The organism is Gaoshiqia sp. US2, assembly GCF_059705485.1.
This window is the reverse complement of sequence record NZ_AP048550.1, coordinates 2427894-2445749: the sequence shown is the minus strand read 5'-3', so window position 1 is coordinate 2445749 and position 17856 is coordinate 2427894. Positions and strand designations below refer to the sequence as shown.

16 protein-coding genes are annotated in these 17856 nt (G+C 46.2%); 10 read left to right on the top strand and 6 right to left on the bottom strand.

Annotated elements, in window-relative coordinates:
• The first annotated feature begins 59 nt into the window (after window positions 1-59).
• Window positions 60-1865 (top strand): translational GTPase TypA, encoded by a 1806-nt coding sequence (gene typA / locus AC6H3C_RS09725; RefSeq protein WP_497520579.1) that lies wholly within the window; start codon window positions 60-62, stop codon window positions 1863-1865.
• 167 nt (window positions 1866-2032) lie between these two features.
• Window positions 2033-2740 (top strand): hypothetical protein, encoded by a 708-nt coding sequence (locus AC6H3C_RS09720; protein ID WP_497520578.1) that lies wholly within the window; start codon window positions 2033-2035, stop codon window positions 2738-2740.
• A 107-nt stretch (window positions 2741-2847) separates the two neighbouring features.
• On the opposite strand, the gene AC6H3C_RS09715 is transcribed toward AC6H3C_RS09720, so the two are convergent.
• Entirely contained in the window at window positions 2848-3453 is a 606-nt protein-coding gene (locus AC6H3C_RS09715) for a DUF4494 domain-containing protein (RefSeq protein WP_497520577.1), read from the bottom strand.
• Window positions 3454-3715: 262 nt separating this feature from the next.
• Between AC6H3C_RS09715 and AC6H3C_RS09710 the strand changes: the two genes are divergently transcribed.
• The 3 genes from AC6H3C_RS09710 to AC6H3C_RS09700 are packed head-to-tail and all read left to right on the top strand — an operon-like array spanning window position 3716 to window position 6606.
• Window positions 3716-4840: a Re/Si-specific NAD(P)(+) transhydrogenase subunit alpha gene (locus AC6H3C_RS09710; protein WP_497520576.1), complete on the top strand. Its 1125-nt coding sequence runs from the start codon at window positions 3716-3718 to the stop codon at window positions 4838-4840.
• A gap of 3 nt (window positions 4841-4843) precedes the next feature.
• Window positions 4844-5167, top strand: coding sequence for an NAD(P) transhydrogenase subunit alpha part 2 (locus tag AC6H3C_RS09705; RefSeq protein WP_497520575.1), 324 nt, complete (start codon window positions 4844-4846; stop codon window positions 5165-5167).
• Complete coding sequence (locus AC6H3C_RS09700) at window positions 5164-6606, top strand: NAD(P)(+) transhydrogenase (Re/Si-specific) subunit beta (RefSeq protein ID WP_497520574.1); 1443 nt, start codon at window positions 5164-5166, stop codon at window positions 6604-6606. The genes AC6H3C_RS09705 and AC6H3C_RS09700 overlap by 4 nt, the downstream gene beginning before the upstream one ends.
• A gap of 149 nt (window positions 6607-6755) precedes the next feature.
• Here the strand turns inward: AC6H3C_RS09700 and AC6H3C_RS09695 are convergent, their stop codons facing one another.
• The 4 genes from AC6H3C_RS09695 to tnpA form a co-directional block, all read right to left on the bottom strand.
• Window positions 6756-7355: an outer membrane beta-barrel protein gene (locus AC6H3C_RS09695; protein WP_497520573.1), complete on the bottom strand. Its 600-nt coding sequence runs from the start codon at window positions 7353-7355 to the stop codon at window positions 6756-6758.
• A gap of 273 nt (window positions 7356-7628) precedes the next feature.
• Window positions 7629-8711, bottom strand: a complete 1083-nt coding sequence (locus tag AC6H3C_RS09690; protein ID WP_497520572.1) for a family 20 glycosylhydrolase — start codon at window positions 8709-8711, stop codon at window positions 7629-7631.
• A gap of 182 nt (window positions 8712-8893) precedes the next feature.
• Window positions 8894-9538 (bottom strand): hypothetical protein, encoded by a 645-nt coding sequence (locus AC6H3C_RS09685; protein ID WP_497520570.1) that lies wholly within the window; start codon window positions 9536-9538, stop codon window positions 8894-8896.
• A 161-nt stretch (window positions 9539-9699) separates the two neighbouring features.
• Entirely contained in the window at window positions 9700-10122 is a 423-nt protein-coding gene (gene tnpA, locus AC6H3C_RS09680) for an IS200/IS605 family transposase (RefSeq protein WP_497516157.1), read from the bottom strand.
• Between the two features lie 1370 nt (window positions 10123-11492).
• On the opposite strand from tnpA, the gene ltrA (AC6H3C_RS09675) reads away from it, so the two are divergent.
• The 3 genes from ltrA (AC6H3C_RS09675) (at window position 11493) to AC6H3C_RS09665 (ending at window position 13605) form a co-directional block, all read left to right on the top strand.
• A complete protein-coding gene (gene ltrA, locus AC6H3C_RS09675; protein ID WP_497520569.1) occupies window positions 11493-12743 on the top strand; it encodes a group II intron reverse transcriptase/maturase in 1251 nt (416 codons plus the stop codon).
• 186 nt (window positions 12744-12929) lie between these two features.
• Window positions 12930-13157, top strand: coding sequence for a UPF0175 family protein (locus tag AC6H3C_RS09670; protein ID WP_497520567.1), 228 nt, complete (start codon window positions 12930-12932; stop codon window positions 13155-13157).
• Window positions 13150-13605 carry a PIN domain-containing protein gene (locus AC6H3C_RS09665; protein ID WP_497520566.1) on the top strand — a complete coding sequence of 152 codons (456 nt, stop codon included), beginning with the start codon at window positions 13150-13152 and terminating at the stop codon, window positions 13603-13605. Before AC6H3C_RS09670 ends, AC6H3C_RS09665 begins: the two co-directional genes overlap by 8 nt.
• A 60-nt stretch (window positions 13606-13665) precedes the next feature.
• On the opposite strand, the gene ltrA (AC6H3C_RS09660) is transcribed toward AC6H3C_RS09665, so the two are convergent.
• Window positions 13666-15060, bottom strand: coding sequence for a group II intron reverse transcriptase/maturase (gene ltrA / locus AC6H3C_RS09660; RefSeq protein ID WP_497520564.1), 1395 nt, complete (start codon window positions 15058-15060; stop codon window positions 13666-13668).
• A 1136-nt stretch (window positions 15061-16196) separates the two neighbouring features.
• Here ltrA (AC6H3C_RS09660) and ltrA (AC6H3C_RS09655) point away from each other — a divergent pair.
• Together ltrA (AC6H3C_RS09655) and AC6H3C_RS09650 are read left to right on the top strand one after the other, a co-directional pair.
• Window positions 16197-17447: a group II intron reverse transcriptase/maturase gene (gene ltrA / locus AC6H3C_RS09655; protein WP_497520563.1), complete on the top strand. Its 1251-nt coding sequence runs from the start codon at window positions 16197-16199 to the stop codon at window positions 17445-17447.
• A gap of 142 nt (window positions 17448-17589) precedes the next feature.
• A complete protein-coding gene (locus AC6H3C_RS09650) occupies window positions 17590-17826 on the top strand; it encodes a hypothetical protein (RefSeq protein ID WP_497520561.1) in 237 nt (78 codons plus the stop codon).
• The last annotated feature ends 30 nt before the right edge of the window (window positions 17827-17856 follow it).

Below are 17856 nucleotides of genomic sequence, written 5' to 3'. Positions count from 1 at the left end.
CGCAAGGGGCGTATGCTGAGGAAATAAAACTATCTTTGCGCCACAATTTTGGAGACTATATGCAGAAGATTAGAAACATCGCGATCATCGCGCACGTTGACCACGGCAAAACCACGCTGGTGGACAAAATGATTTATTATTGCAACATTCTGAAAGACCACGAAAAAAAGCAGGAACTAATTCTCGATAGCAACGACCTGGAACGGGAACGCGGGATTACCATTCTGGCCAAGAACGTTTCGGTCATCTACAAAGACGTTAAAATTAACATCATCGACACCCCCGGACACGCCGACTTTGGCGGCGAGGTGGAACGGGTTTTAAACATGGCTGACGGCGTGTTACTGTTGGCCGATGCCTTTGAGGGTACCATGCCTCAAACCCGATTTGTCTTATCGAAAGCGCTGGCGCTCGGCTTAAAGCCAATCGTAGTAGTCAACAAAGTAGATAAACCCAACTGCCGTCCAGAACAAGTTCACGAGCAGGTATTCGACCTGATGTTCAGTCTGGACGCCACCGAGGAACAGCTGAATTTTCCTACCATTTACGGATCGGCCAAAGAAGGTTGGATGACCAACGATCTGGCAGTAAAAACCGACAACATCAGCCCTCTGCTGGATGCCATTCTGGAATTTATTCCGGCGCCGAAAGAAAATCCAGGCACGCCGCAAATGCTGATCACCTCGCTGGATTATTCATCCTATGTTGGCCGTATTGCCATAGGCCGTATTCACCGGGGCGACCTGAAAGAAGGCATGCAGGTTGCTTTGGCCAAACGCGATGGTTCGATCAAACGAAGTAAAATAAAAGAGCTGCATACATTTACCGGATTGGGGCGTCAGAAAATGGAAGCCATGCACAACGGCGATATTTGCGCATTGGTAGGCATCGAAGGTTTCGATATCGGCGACACGATTTGCGACATCGAGAACCCCGAACCACTCGATCCGATTGCTGTAGATGAACCAACCATGAGTATGGTATTTACCATCAACGATTCACCTTTTTTTGGAAAAGAAGGAAAATTTGTGACATCGCGCCACTTGAAAGAACGCCTGGATAAAGAGCTGGAAAAGAACCTGGCACTTCGGGTCGAACAAGGAGAATCGGCCGATACATTCACGGTTTACGGACGCGGCGTATTACACCTGTCGGTATTAATTGAAACCATGCGTCGCGAAGGTTATGAGATCCAGGTTGGACAACCGAAGGTGTTATTCAAAGAAATCGGCGGTATCAAATGCGAACCGATTGAAGAAATGCACATCGACGTGCCGGACGAATTTTCAGGAAAAGTCGTGGAAATGGTCACCGTGCGCAAAGGCGAGATGCAAAATATGGAACGGAAAGGCGACCGCATTCACCTGGAGTTTTTAATTCCTTCGCGCGGTATTATCGGTTTGCGTACCAACATGCTGACGGCCACGGCCGGCGAAGCGGTGATGACACACCGGTTTATTGAGTACCAACCCATGAAAGGCACCATTGATGGCCGGAATAACGGTTCGCTCATTGCGAAAGAACCGGGAACTGCATTCGCATATGCCCTGAATAAACTGCAAGACCGCGGACGTTTCTTTATTGATCCGGGACAAGATGTATATGAAGGCATGGTAATTGGTGAAAACAGCCGGGCCGACGACCTGGTGGTCAACATCACCCAGTCGAAAAAACTGACCAACATGCGGGCTTCCGGCTCCGACGATAAAGTAAGGCTGGCCCCACCCATTGTTTTCAGCCTGGAAGAAGCGCTGGAATACATCGGTAACGACGAGTACCTCGAAGTAACCCCAAAATCATTGCGCATGCGGAAAATCTTCCTGAAAGAGACCGAACGGAAGCGAGGCGGGAAAATCAATTATTAAGCAAACACGTTTATTCATATGCCGACACAAAACCGGCATATGAATGAACTAATCATGTTTTCTACAACATAATTCATGGTTTTAACACATTAGCCATTTTTTATACGCCTGTTTTATTGTAACTTTTATTGTGGTTTCAATAATCGTTCAACTTAAAAACAGCTGTTATGGAAATGAAAACTTGCTCCACAGCGGATACAACCCTTCTGGCCTGCCTGAAAATTGCCCAATCTTTTAGCGAGAACATCTTTGAACTCGCTCACATCCGCACCGACTGGACTCAGGAATATGCCAATGACCTGAAGGCGAGAATTAAATCGGTCCAAATAAACCATTTGCAGGCAGAATTTTGCGTGGAAACCGCCGAACACAAACGCGCTCACCTGCTGATGCTCACGTCGCTGAAAGACTTTAACCTGCTGCGTGCCTTAATCCGGATCGAATTTAAAAACGAGCCAAAATTCGTAAAAATGGTCTACGACGAACTGGGATTTACCGATCTGTTCAGTGATGCAATAAACGGCGATTACCATAGCCTGTATTTGCTGATTGAACGCTTCTACACAAACATGACCCCGCAAATTCGAGAGAAATTGATTAGCAAAACAATCCCAATTTCCATGATTGACAGAGCACTGGTGTATTATAACCAGATTCAGCCATACCGGAGTTGCTTCGACATGGAATTTGAGAACAAGGGTATTACCGACGAAGGAAAAGGAAAAATCAAAGAAATCTACAGTGAAATTAAAGACATTTGCCGGATTGCAACAGCGTATTACATGCTTGATCCGTCAAAGCGTGACCAGTTTTGTTTCTTCCGGGTATTGCACGGAATGAATATTTCTATTCCGGAAACAATCTATAACAAATAATACCTAGCAGCGGAAATAACTGCTTTTTGATCAGTATCCTGTGGTGTCTCTCAGTCGTTAACGGCTTTTGACCTGCCAACCTTTAAAAGTTGACAGGTCATTTCATCTTATTCCAGTTCCTCCTGATCGTCAAAAGAAGTTTCCTGTCCGGATAATTCTTCATCATCTTGGTCTGCCTCCTCGTCGTCGGGTTCTTCTTCATCCGTTTCATCGTCAGAAAAAGCCCCGGTCACGGGTGGCTGTTCTATGCGTTTCATATGAGGTGGAAGCTGTACCGGCGTTTCTTCCTGAAAGTACGGAAACACATCCACAATCGTACTCAGGCTCATCGCGGTGGTATGAAAAGGCACCAGGATATACGAAAGCCCTTCCTCCAGCCGCTGAAAGGCTTCTTTAAAATCGTCGGCTGCAACCAGAAAGTGGTTATTCACTTTCTTCTCTTTCCCGGCCTTTTCGTCGATCGTGACAATGGCAATGCGTGCCTTGTACCAAAATTCGCCGCTCTCGGCCGGAAATATTTCAATGATGTTCGATTTTTTGATGTTGTCGATATGAAATTCCCCGCGAATCATCTGCTGCATTTGCTGAATAATCCGCGCTTCGGCATCGGTAAACGACACCGCATCAACCAGGTACGACTCGCCTACTTTACGTTCGCGCCCGTCCTGATCAACTTTTACATATTTTACCTTGACTTCAAACCAAGTCTGCATAATTAGATTTTTAGAGTTGACCTGCAAAGATATTTTCTTCTTCGGGGAACTTCCCTTTTTTCAAAAATAGTTTTCCACATTTTCTCAGCTTCCGGAGTAAAAAATCAGAGGGTGGTTTTAAAAAGTCATTCAGTAAAAAACATACTTGAACAAATGGCTGAATAACAGACCAAAAAAATCAACCTAAATGCCGCTAATGCGTTACATATAAAATTCTTCTTCTAAAACCGGAATGATTTTATCAACTTAAATCGAATAAATTATGATTATTGGACTCCTGAAAGATGCTGCCCCCGAACGGAGGGTGGCCCTTTTCCCGGAACATGTGAAGCACCTGATCTCCCTGAAAACTGAAATCTGGGTTGAACAGGGAGCCGGAGCCGAAGCATTTGCCGCCGATGAATCGTATGCAGAGGCCGGTGCCAAGGTGGTTTCGCGCGGGGAGGTATTGGAACAGGCCGATCTGCTTGTCCAGGTTTCCGAGCCTGACAACAGTTTGCCCGACCGGTTAAAACCGGAGCAAATTTGGCTGAGCGAATACAAGCCTTTGTGGAATACCGGGCTGGTTAAAAAGTTTGCGGAAAAGAAATTAACCAGTTTCAGCATGGATACTATTCCCCGATCGACACGGGCGCAAGCGATGGATGTGCTTTCATCCCAATCTACTGTTTCCGGCTACAAAGCAGTGCTGGATGCAGCCATGCACCTGCCCTCTTTCTTTCCGATGTTTATGTCGGCTGCCGGAACCATTCGTCCGGCAAACGTATTGGTGCTGGGAGCAGGCGTTGCAGGCTTGCAGGCAATAGCCATTGCCCGCCGGATGGGGGCGCAGGTTGAAGCGTTTGACGTACGTTCGGCCGTGAAAGAAGAAGTCATGAGCCTTGGCGCCCGCTTCGTGGAAGTAGAGGGAGCCAAAGAAGATGTCGCGGCGGGCGGTTACGCGGTAGAACAAACCGAAGAATACAAAAAACGTCAGCAGGAAGCCATTAACAGACATGCGGTAAAAGCCAACGTGATCATTTGTACGGCCCAAATCCCGGGTCGGAAAGCGCCTTTACTGATTTCGAAAGAAGTAGTGGCCGGCATGCAGGCCGGCTCGGTCATTATTGACCTGGCTGCCTCAACCGGCGGTAACTGCGAGCTTTCGGAAGACAATAAAACGGTCGTGAAACATGGCGTGACCATCATCGGACAATCAAACTACCCCGCCCAAATGCCTAAAGATGCCAGTAAAATGTTCGGGAAAAATGTCAGCAACTTTCTCGAACTGCTGATTGCCGGCGACGGCAGTCTGAAACTGGACTTTAACGACGAAATCGTCCGCGGAACCTGTATTACCCACCAGGGCGAAATTTACAACGAACGTGTCAAATCTGTAATTGAATAATCTATGGAACAAATACTTCAGTTTTTCTTTACTTACAAAGAAGCCATCTTCATCATTGCCCTTTCCGTTTTTTTGGGGATTGAGGTGATTTCCAACGTGCCCTCGGTGCTGCACACGCCGCTTATGTCGGGTGCGAATGCCATCAGCGGTGTCATCATTATTGGCGGTATCATTTTGGTTGGCCATGCCGATGCGTCGCGCCTTTCTGCCGAACTCATTCTGGGCATACTGGCCGTTTTTTTCGGTACGCTCAATGTTGTCGGCGGCTTTGTGGTCACCGACCGCATGCTCGAAATGTTTAAAAAGAAGAAAGACAGGAGGGCATGATGGATAAAACAATCGGAACATTAGACGGTATGCCCTTTACCATTGGGGCAACCTTACTTGAGTTAAGTTACCTGGCGGCGGCCTTGCTGTTTGTATTCGGGTTAAAATTATTGAGTCATCCGGATTCGGCCCGCCGGGGAAATTTCTACGCGGCCTCGGGTATGTTGCTGGGTATGCTGACCACCCTCCTGCTCCACAAAAACGGCGACGGAAGCGGCATCCCCCTGGCAAATGTCTGGATCATTCTCGCCACCATCGGCCTTGGTTCGGCCGTTGGCTGGATGGTTGCACGACGAATTAAGATGACCGCCATGCCGCAGCTGGTATCGTTTTACAACGCTACCGGCGGCGCCGCCTCCATGTTGGTGGCCCTGCTCGAATTTCCAAACGCCGATATGAGTAACATCGGCTCGGTACTGGTCACCTTATTGGGATTAATTATCGGAGCCGTGGCATTCAGCGGCAGTATGATCGCCTACGGCAAACTCGACGGCAAAGTCGGCGATATCCGTTCGGGCCTGATGAAATACGTCAACATCGTCTTGTTGATCGTAACCTTTGGCCTGGCCGCCTGGATGATGTTTTCGGGCCAGACACCCGAGGCGCTGAATTGGGCCATCTACCTGCTGATGGGGCTTTCGCTCGTTTACGGAGTAATGTTTGTCATGCCGATCGGCGGCGCCGATATGCCCGTGGTAATTTCGCTGCTAAACAGCTTTACCGGGATTGCCGCGGCCATGGCCGGCTTTATTTACAACAACCAGGCAATGATTTTGGGCGGAATTTTGGTTGGCGCTGCCGGAACAATCCTGACGGTACTGATGTGCAAAGCCATGAACCGCTCGCTGCTGAATGTGATTGTTGGCGCATTTGGAGGTGGCGGAACTGCCCGAACCGGCGAACAGGGCGAAATGAAAGAAATCACGATGAGCGATGCCGCCATCCTGATGAGCTACTCCCGCAGCGTGGTTATTGTTCCCGGTTACGGGTTGGCCGTGGCCCAGGCGCAGCATGCCTGCCGCGAACTGGACGAGCTGCTGGCCTCGAAAGGGGTGAATGTGCGTTATGCCATCCACCCGGTTGCCGGACGAATGCCCGGACATATGAATGTACTGCTGGCCGAGGCCGATGTGCCTTACGAACAACTGGTGGAAATGGAATCGATTAACCCCGATATGCCCAACACGGATGTAGTAGTCGTAATTGGCGCCAACGACGTGGTCAACCCGGCAGCCATAACCGACCCGGGAAGTCCGATAGCCGGAATGCCGATCATCCGGGCACACGAAGCCAAAAACATCATTGTGATGAAACGCGGCCGCGGGAAAGGTTACGCTGGTATTGAAAACGAATTGTTTTTCGATCCCAAAACCCGCCTGTTATTTGGCAATGCCAAAGACACGCTGCAAAAGCTCAGTAATGAAATAAAAGCGCTCTGATCTTTATTCCGCGAAACGGAGATAGAAAAGAGACTTGCAAAAAACAACTTTGAGAGAATCGCGAAGCAGTCTGTTTTCGGTTGTATAAACAGATTGTTTCGTCGTTTCTCCACATCTGCGCTCAACGAGCAAAGCCATTTCAAACAAACTCATCTCAGCCGGTAAGCAAACCCGATATTCAGGTTAATCGCTGTGATTTTCTGTTTCCTACTCACCCCGTAAGATTCAAGCTCCGGTTTTGCCGAGAAATAGTCGGCATTGATTAAAAAGCTCCATTTTTCGGTAAAGTGATACCGAAGCGATGCTCCAAGATCCCAGCCAAATCCTTCTCCGTCTTCCTCCCCAAAATCATTCGTTTCAAAAGTCGCCGAAACAAACCCGATCATCCATTTCAGGTCAAAATCCAGCCTTTCGCTTACCGGCATCGACATCATCGGCCCGGCCATCAGGCTGCCGTATGCCCAGGTGCCGTCAATTCCAGCAATATCGAAGTTATGGGCCGACCCCGACCATAACGCGGCGATGCCAAAGTTTTCTCCAAATTTGTACCCAAAGTTAACCAGGCAAAGGTTTAATCCAATTTTAGCATAGCCAGCATCGCCATTGGTCAAGGAATTGTCGGCAAAATCGCCAACCGGAAAGGCGGGTCCCAGGCTTAGTCCAATAAAGCCTTTTCGCTCGGTGTCCTGCCCGGAAAGGCTGACACTCAAGATAATCAGAACCAATAAGAACAGCGCTTTTTTCATCATGGTACGATTTAGTTTTCCTACTCATCTGGCTTTTCGGTTTCGCCCCGTTTTTGAATATGGAGGCCGGACTCCACGATATGACCCATTTGTTTTATCTGTTTAACTGATAAGATGCGGTACCTCATGGGCTTCAACGATCCCGGTTTAACCGGCAGGTTGCAGCAATCTTTCCAAAAAATTCTGCGCCGCTGCATACGATGCCCGGTTTATATACGCAGATTCTCCGGAAATGCTGCATATTCCGAAGGTTTTTAACCCGGCTCCGGGTGAATGTTAGCGTAGCTGGCTCTTTATCTCCTGAAACATCTGCCTGAAGCAATTCGACGGAGTATTTGCCGTGGTATCGGCCGTATGATAAAATTCGTCTAAAAATGCCCCCGCTCCCGACCAAACGGTTTGCATCATTCCCTGGTAACGGTCTTTCATCACCTCGGTGGCCGATTGCCTGAACTGAAACAGATCGCGGGTTTGCTGCACGGCATTCTTCGGGTTTCGCCACGGACAGGTAATTACGTGAAAACCTTTCATGGCAAAATACACAGCCGATTTATCCGGACGCTCGTAATGCCAGTCGCAGATTATCACCTTTTTCGAAATCAGATCGATAGCCCGATGCGTGTTGTTCATACTGGCTTCCCACATGCCCATGCCGGTAGTTTTGCCATCAAGCAGCCGGTCGCCCCATATCCACAACTGCCGGTTGTTCTGCGCCAGGTGGTTTTGAATTTTATTGACCTCCCCGGCAAACAATTCCGCTTTGTCGCAGCCACTGCAGCGCGGACATTTATCGTCGCCCAGGTAAAACACCTCGTCCATCCCGGCATGGAAGGCATCGGCTTCGAATACCTCGCAAATTTCATCGACCAAGTCAAAAACCACGCTGTGTAATTCCGGGTGAAGCGGGCAATAGCTTTTACAATAGAGCCCATCGGCGTTCGGCCATTCGTATTTTTCAGGAAGTTGTACATGCGGCGTTTCATCGAACTGCGGATATACTTTTAACAAGTTACCCGGCACAGAAGCCCACGATTGATGTCCCAGCAAGTTGATTTGCGGAATCAGCCGAATGTTGTTTCTCCGGCAAACCTCCACCAGCTTTTTCACGTCCGGTTCCGACAATGCCTTGTCGTCGCATAGTTCGGGATGACTTTTAAACTGGTAATTGTAGTCGACCCTGAGCGCCAGCACATTCACCCCGCGGGGAGCCAATTCCTCATCGACAAAACGCACAAAACGATCGAGTTCATCAACCCTGGGCGCGGCGATGCAAAAACCGCGTACCGGCAAAAGATCCTGCCCCAGACTTACGGTAACCGAACTCAATAAAATGGCAAAAAAGAAAAATAGTTGTTTCATCTTGTTGACATTGATTTAGGTTTCTATCTGATACTGCATGATTCACTGCTTATACGTCTTCTTCTTATGATCAAACTCCAAATGAAGTAACATTAAATCAGTTATTGGTTCCCCGTAATAATAATATTGGTTCCAGCAATCTATAACCGATCAAGCAGCCTAATCATTTCATCCTTAAACTTTTATTCGAAATCAAAGATCTTGAATTCAGTGGTGATGATCTTCCCGTTTTTGTCCGTATAGAAATAAAAGTCAATCGCGGTCCTAATAAGCGCAGATTCGTCAAATAAGTCCCAGTTAATGTTCCTGTAAATATATTCTGAAAGATAAGTCTCCCAATTTCCTTCAAAACATTTTTTTGCTTTCCAGTCATGTCTGTTGATCACTATTCCGTTCCTGATGGTCAATTTAGTTTCTGTTTCAGCGTATGAGCTGAGATCAAAGTCGATAAAAGGGCCGGATTCTCCCCAAAAGGTACCGCTAACCCAGGTAGATAAATAACCCTTATCATTTTTATTTGTTCCGTAAAATTTCTCATACTCTGCAATCAAACTATTCCCGTTTTCGCAGCTTTTTAGGTCGGTCAGATACAATTTATTGTCGATTATCTGCCACTCTCCCCGGAATTTATCCCAACAGTTCGACGATGCATGGTCACCCACTATTTTCCCGATTATTTCATTAAACTCATTTTCAGTTTCAAAAGGAGATTTCCGTAAAAAAATCGTATCATTTCCAATGATTACTCTATCCGGAGTTTGCAGTGTGGAATACGCAAACGAAACGTTTAAAAGGATGAGGAAGACGATAGTTACATATTTTCTCATACCATATCGGTTGTGAAGTTAGCAGGATCGGCAAGGCTAATTTATCAAAAAAAAAGTAAAAATCCACACCCAAAGGATGTGGCTTTGGGATAACCCCTGGAAGGGGTAATTTGCTTTTACCCTCAAAGAAGGTAAAAGTTGTTGTCCCCACAGGTTAATGACTACTTTTCTTCTTCTCGTTTATCTTTCTTTTCCTGATACTTGACGTACCTCTTGATCATCTCCGCATCCAGTCCTACTGTATCCACACAGTAGCCTTTTGACCAGAAATGATTGCCCCAATAGGGGCGGCTCTTCAAGCTCTTATATTTGTTGAACAGCCGAATTGCTGTTCGTCCTTTAAAAATCCCAACCATGTCAGAAATAGAGACTTTCGGCGGAACCATCAAAACCAGATGTACGTGATCTTCCTGTACGTTCAACTCCTCAATAATACAGCCTTTCTGCTCCGAGAAAGCCTTGATGCAGTGTTCCACTTCAATTTTGATTTCTCCCTTCAATATTCTATACCTATATTTAGGGGTCCATACGATATGGTACATGCAATGCCAGATCGCATGCGACAACTTCTTAAAACGACTCATTGTTTTTTCCTTTCTTTGGTTGTGGGGACAACCTTCTAAAGGTAAATATGAGTCGTTTTACAGGCAAACCCGTGGAACGTCTCTGACCACGTTCAGAGAACGTGGGTTTTTAACTTGAACTAAAGACTGATGGAGATAAATTTGAAATTGAAATAAAACGGAAGAAAGAGTACTTGAAGAAATATAAAGATATTAAACAATAATTGATAAATAAATATGGTAAACCGACTACCATCGAGGAGACTGATTCAGGAGATGGATACTTTTATCGGCTTCGATGGGAGAATGAGTCAAATAAGATTCTTGTTTTACTTAAATTTTCTACAAAGCTGAAAACCCTGCCAGGAAATATGAAGGTTGGTTCGTATGACATTAGAGTTAAAATAGACTATATAAAATAATAACGTGTGCTAATAAATAGGACTCTGAGCGGTCTGCAAGACCCAGCGATGAGTCGGTGTTGAACTACACCCCGGCCCTAATTGCAGAATTTTTATCTATATACTTAATGACCGTTTTGGGGATATTGTTAATTTGAATGGTGTTTCAGGTGAAAGAGAAAAGAATATAAATGAATCTTTAAAGCACAAATATAGCGATTAATCGAAAATACAGAATCACAATTAGACTATGAAAATTTTAAAGTTTAGAAACATCAAAATAGTGAGACAAAAAAAATAAAGATAAAAGCTATCCCGTAGGGATTTAGTTCAACACGCGGTCATAAAACATGCCGGTTTCAGTGGGTTTACGAGCGTTTCGTACCGCCTCAAGCTTTTGCAACGGCGGATACAGACGTAGCCCCGCAATCCGGCACGTTTCATAGTGTGCCGAGAAGCAGAACATCGGTAATATTTAACGTTCTGCATGCTGTAATTCGAGATGGTGGAAACAGTTGTAAGTTGACCCACCGCCTTCGCCGTACAGTCGGGGGAGGCAAACCACCAAATGGTGCTGAAGTAAAGAGCTTTGGTGCTGAGCGATTTGGAAAAGATTATCCAAGAGATAATCAGGTAGGAACATTAGGAGTTGAACGCAAGTGAATCGTCGAAGAGGTGTCGAGAAGTTGCCACAACCTGTCAAAAGCCACGGAGTATGAAACGGGGTTACAAGTATAGCGGATAACTGTTTACCGGCTATACGGCAGGCGTCATACAGGCGACAAGACCTATGTTCAGGCTCGGTTACGGAACTCGGGAACCTGCATCGAAATGCGAAGGGAGGCGTACAATGGGAACACCCCAGAGGCGAGAAACCGAAGTTTGGTGCAGGGACGGATTGTCCCGTAGTAGTGAAGAAGTTTCTGTAATGGAAATGAAGCGAAGGGGACAAGTTATACAGTCGAGTAACATATACCAACTCGCAAGAGGATGAATTTATGGAATGAGACAAAATCAGTACCGATAAGTCGTACCATGGTTTGGGAGGCTTATAAGAAAGTACGCTCTAACCAAGGGAGTGCAGGTGTAGACCAAATAAGCATTGAGGAGTTCGATGGCGACAGGTCGAAACACCTGTACAAGCTTTGGAACAGGATGGCATCGGGGAGTTATTTTCCTCCGCCCGTTAAAGAGGTCGAGATACCCAAGAGCGACGGGAAAATCCGCAAGCTCGGGATACCGACCGTCAGCGACAGGGTGGCGCAGATGGTCGTCAAAGATTACCTTGAGGCGAGGTTCGAGAAGATATTCAGTCCGCATTCATACGGGTACCGACCAGACAGGAATGCCCATCAGGCGCTGGCTGAGGTTCGGGCAAACTGCAGAACCACAGACTGGGTAATCGACCTCGACATAAAAGGGTTCTTCGACAACATCGACCATGACAAACTGATGCTTGCAGTAGAGAAACACGTGAGTGAAAAGTGGTGCATCTTGTACGTCAAGCGGTGGTTGCAGATGCCCGTGCTCACCGGATCGGGAGAACTGGTCCCTAAGCAAGGCAAAGGCACGCCACAGGGAGGAGTCATAAGCCCGCTGCTTGCCAACTTGTTTCTCCATTACGCCATGTACAAATGGTTAGAGCGAACCCACACAACAGTAAAATATGCGCGTTATGCCGATGATGCCATATTGCATTGCAAGAGCAAACAGCAGGCAGAATATGTGTTGCGGAATTTGAGCAAACGGATGAAGGATTGCGGGTTAGAATTGCACCCCGAAAAGACGAAGCTGGTTTACTGTAAAGACTATAGGCGGCATGAAAGCCATGAACTGGTAAAGTTCGATTTTCTCGGGTATTCATTTCAGCCATGCCCTACAAAGTCGAAGCGAACAGGAAACTTATTTCTTGGGTTCGACTGTGCCATAAGTATCAAATCGAAGAAACGCATAGCCGAAAAGATGCGAGAGTTGGATATTAAACATTTAAGCCACAAAAGCATAGTCGGGGTAGCCCAACACCTCGAACCCTTTATTCGAGGGTGGTGCAACTACTATGGTAAGTTCAGGATAAGTGCATTAAATCCAATTTTTCAACTGCTCCGCAGGCACATAGTGACGTGGGCACGCAAACGGTACAAGCGTTACAAAACCAGCTTGAACAAAGCTTACGAATGGTTAAAACGAGTGAAAGAAAAATTTCCGGGCTTATTTTATCAATGGAGATTAGGATTTTCGTAACGTAACGCATAGATTCGTATAACAAGAGCCGTGTGATGGGAGACTATCAAGCACGGTTCTGTGAGAGGCTTAGGGTGAAACTCCCTTTGCCTACTCGACCCGCCGACCGTTAGCGCCAAGCAAAAAACTTCGTACTAAATTACAGAAAGACGTAATGATTTTGTATTTTTGAGAAAATAAATGATTATGAGGACTATTCAAATAAGCATACCAGACAATGTTGATATGAAAGACTATGATTTTTCAATGATAATTGCTGCTAAACTTTATGAGGACTCTAAACTTTCTTCCGGACAGGCTGCGCAGATTGTAGGGTTGACAAAGCGAGCTTTTATTGAAATGCTTGGGAAATATGGTGTTTCAGTCTTTAGTACTTCCATTTCTGATTTACATTCTGATATAGCAAATGCCTAAGATTGTTATTTCAGATACCAGCACTTTAATACTGTTTCAAAAGATTGACGAGTTTAATCTTTTAAAGAGTGTGTATAGAGAGTTGATCACAACTCCTGAAATTGCAGAAGAATTTGGAGAAAAATTGCCTGAATGGATCAAGATTCAACCAGTTTCTGACAAGAAATATCAGGTTTTCTTAGAAACCCAAGTTGATTATGGAGAGGCAAGCGCGATTGCATTAGCTTCTGAGTATGAAGATGTTTTATTATTACTTGATGACTTAAAAGCGAGAAAATTAGCAACTCGACTTAACTTTAAGATAACTGGAGCACTCGGAATTATTCATAAAGCCAAGCAAATATCGGTTATTGATAAGGTAAAACCTTTGATTGATAAATTATTATCAACGGATTTTCGGGTATCAGAAAATATTATTGAAGAAATCTTAAGACTTAATGGTGAATAGATTGCCAGGCACCAATCGAGTAGACTGCCCCGCCAGTAATTAGCTGACGGGGAGAGCCTCTCACACCACTGTACGTACGGGTCTCGTATACAGCGGTTCATTAAGATATGGGGCAACTTTCTCGTAATACGTAAGCAACGCCTGATAACCTCTTTTTCGCAATCGCTCCAGGGTAATGGTCGTTCCCAGAATCGGGCTTTGGGCAATAGCCCATCCCCCCATTCGCGAACGGCTCCATTGGTAGGCCTGTTCGGGTGAAACACCCAACCGGATCAGGTTCTTTCGTTTCCGTTCCGGCTTTTTCCAATGATGCCAGATACAGTACCGCAGGCGATTCCTCAGCCACCCGTCGATATCCTTCAGTTTGACCTGGATACTGGCCATCCGGAAGTAATTAAGCCAACCCTGGGAGACTTCTTTGAGCTTTTGGATGCGCTCGTCGAAGCTCATCGGGGTGGTTTTTCGGGTGATCGTTTTCAGCTTTTCTTTGAGTGATTTCCAACTCTTTTCGCTTGCAACCAGTTGGTATTTGCCTTTCTCCCCTTTTCGGTAAGTGGGTACGAATCCGTAGCCCAAAACCTTGAAGTTGACCGGACGGCGGATGCCGCTTTTCTCCCGGTTGATGGGCAGTTTCAGCTTATCCTTTAGAAACAGGAAAATGCTGTTGCCAATCTTGCAGGCTGCCGTTTTACTGTTGGTGTACACACTAAAATCATCGGCATAGCGCACATAGCGAAATCCTTGCTTTTCCAGTTCTTTGTCCAACTCATTGAGCATGATGTTGGACAACAGCGGGCTAAGCGGGCTTCCCTGTGGCACGCCTTTACGGCGCTTGACCAAGTTGCCGTTGATTTGAATCGGCGCTCTCAGCCATTTGCGGATCAGCCGTAGCGTGAGCGGGCATTTGACCTTCCTGTAGATCAATTGCAGTAAAATACAGTGGTCTACTTCATCGAAGAAGCTTTTCAGGTCGATATCAACAATATGCTGATAGCCCGAGTTGATGTATTCCTGCGCTTTTAACACGGCCTGCCGGGCATTGCGGTTAGGCCGGAAACCATAGCTGTAATCTTCAAACTCCATCTCAAATTTGACAGCTAAAACCTGACCAACGGCTTGTTGAAGCATCCGGTCGGTTACGGTAGGTACGCCCAACAGGCGGACTTTACCGTTGCTTTTGGGGATTTCCACCCCTCGAATGGCTTGTGGTTGGTACTTCCCTTGCCGGATTTCGGATTCTATCTGCTCCCTGTTAGTGGTCAGGTGGGCATATAGTTCCTTCACCGGCATACCATCAACGCCTGCCGAACCTTTGTTCGACACCACCTGACGGTAAGCACGCATCATATTCCTCCGGTTGAGTACCTGTTCAATCATTCCCGTTTTCGTTTTATTCGGTTGCCCTGTTCCGCTTAAGACAGGGCTGGCAATGCCTCCCTGACGAATTTGGAACATCTTAATGTTCGGCCCTTCACTACCTCGGTGAGTCCTCCGATTCATTCATCGGCTCGTTACCGGCTGCTACTATGTCCGGCAGCTGCCGGATGACTTCTCACCACAGCCAACACGTGGACGGTGAGATCTCCCCTGGTAAAAGCTTTTCCCTTCCTCCAATGCCTGCCTGATCTACATAGTGACCCTTTTGGTATTCTTGGGGCGTTACAATGATGTGCTTGCTTATCCTCGTTTAATAGCCTCATATCAGATTCCTGTTCGTCAGTACCGGATTTTGCCGTTTGACTTCCTTCACTGCTGCCGTCGCCAGCAACCAGCTTGTCACTTGCTAATACTTCCGGGCGTTACCCCAGCGTATAGGGACTTACACCCTTTGGAAAAATACACACTTGTTATTTCGCTACTATGTAAAGTTTATTTGTATTTTTAAACTTTTTCCAGAGCTTACAACAAGTGTGCGCGCTGCTTATGCAGGGCGCACACACGCGGTATAAAACATTGGGGTTTAGGCGGTAAGGAAAGCGTTCTGCCCCGCATCAAGTTCGGTGTAACTGGACAGATTAGTAGCCCGCAATCCCCAACGATTTCATAGTGTGCCGAGAAGCAGAACATCGGTAATATTTAACGTTCTGCATGCTGTAATTCGAGATGGTGAAAACAGTTTTAAGTTGACCCACCGCCTTCGCCGTACAGTCGGGGGAGGCAAACCACCAAATGGTGCTGAAGTAAAGAGCTTTGGTGCTGAGCGATTTGGAAAAGATTATCCAAGAGATAATCAGGTAGGAACATTAGGAGTTGAACGCAAGTGAATCGTCGAAGAGGTGTCGAGAAGTTGCCACAACCTGTCAAAAGCCACGGAGTATGAAACGGGGTTACAAGTATAGCGGATAACTGTTTACCGGCTATACGGCAGGCGTCATACAGGCGACAAGACCTATGTTCAGGCTCGGTTACGGAACTCGGGAACCTGCATCGAAATGCGAAGGGAGGCGTACAATGGGAACACCCCAGAGGCGAGAAACCGAAGTTTGGTGCAGGGACGGATTGTCCCGTAGTAGTGAAGAAGTTTCTGTAATGGAAATGAAGCGAAGGGGACAAGTTATACAGTCGAGTAACATATACCAACTCGCAAGAGGATGAATTTATGGAATGAGACAAAATCAGTACCGATAAGTCGTACCATGGTTTGGGAGGCTTATAAGAAAGTACGCTCTAACCAAGGGAGTGCAGGTGTAAACCAAATAAGCATTGAGGAGTTCGATGGCGACAGGTCGAAACACCTGTACAAGCTTTGGAACAGGATGGCATCGGGGAGTTATTTTCCTCCGCCCGTTAAAGAGGTCGAGATACCCAAGAGCGACGGGAAAATCCGCAAGCTCGGGATACCGACCGTCAGCGACAGGGTGGCGCAGATGGTCGTCAAAGATTACCTTGAGGCGAGGTTCGAGAAGATATTCAGTCCGCATTCATACGGGTACCGACCAGACAGGAATGCCCATCAGGCGCTGGCTGAGGTTCGGGTAAACTGCAGAACCACAGACTGGGTAATCGACCTCGACATAAAAGGGTTCTTCGACAACATCGACCATGACAAACTGATGCTTGCAGTAGAGAAACACGTGAGTGAAAAGTGGTGCATCTTGTACGTCAAGCGGTGGTTGCAGATGCCCGTGCTCACCGGATCGGGAGAACTGGTCCCTAAGCAAGGCAAAGGCACGCCACAGGGAGGAGTCATAAGCCCGCTGCTTGCCAACTTGTTTCTCCATTACGACATGGACAAATGGTTAGAGCGAACCCACACAACAGTAAAATATGCGCGTTATGCCGATGATGCCATATTGCATTGCAAGAGCAAACAGCAGGCAGAATATGTGTTGCGGAATTTGAGCAAACGGATGAAGGATTGCGGGTTAGAATTGCACCCCGAAAAGACGAAGCTGGTTTACTGTAAAGACTATAGGCGGCATGAAAGCCATGAACTGGTAAAGTTCGATTTTCTCGGGTATTCATTTCAGCCACGCCCTACAAAGTCGAAGCGAACAGGAAACTTATTTCTTGGGTTCGACTGTGCCATAAGTATCAAATCGAAGAAACGCATAGCCGAAAAGATGCGAGAGTTGGATATTAAACATTTAAGCCACAAAAGCATAGTCGGGGTAGCCCAACACCTCGAACCCTTTATTCGAGGGTGGTGCAACTACTATGGTAAGTTCAGGATAAGTGCATTAAATCCAATTTTTCAACTGCTCCGCAGGCACATAGTGACGTGGGCACGCAAACGGTACAAGCGTTACAAAACCAGCTTGAACAAAGCTTACGAATGGTTAAAACGAGTGAAAGAAAAATTTCCGGGCTTATTTTATCAATGGAGATTAGGATTTTCGTAACGTAACGCATAGATTCGTATAACAAGAGCCGTGTGATGGGAGACTATCAAGCACGGTTCTGTGAGAGGCTTAGGGTGAAACTCCCTTTGCCTACTCGACCACGTGACCGTTAGCGGTCAGTTTAAATTAAAACTCAAACACCATGGCATTAATAGATGAAATAAACAGAATAAAACGGATTGATAGATTAATTAGATTAAAAGCAACAGGTAACGCTCAAGAACTTAGCGAGAAACTTCAAATCTCAAGAAAAATGACTTACAACTACTTGAATCACATGAAAAATATGGGAGCTCCTATTCATTATTGTAGAAAAATAAAATCTTTTTATTACTTAACAGATGGGAAATTTGAAATTAATTTCAAAGAATTTGAATAAATTATTTGTTTGTGAAATAATATTTCACAT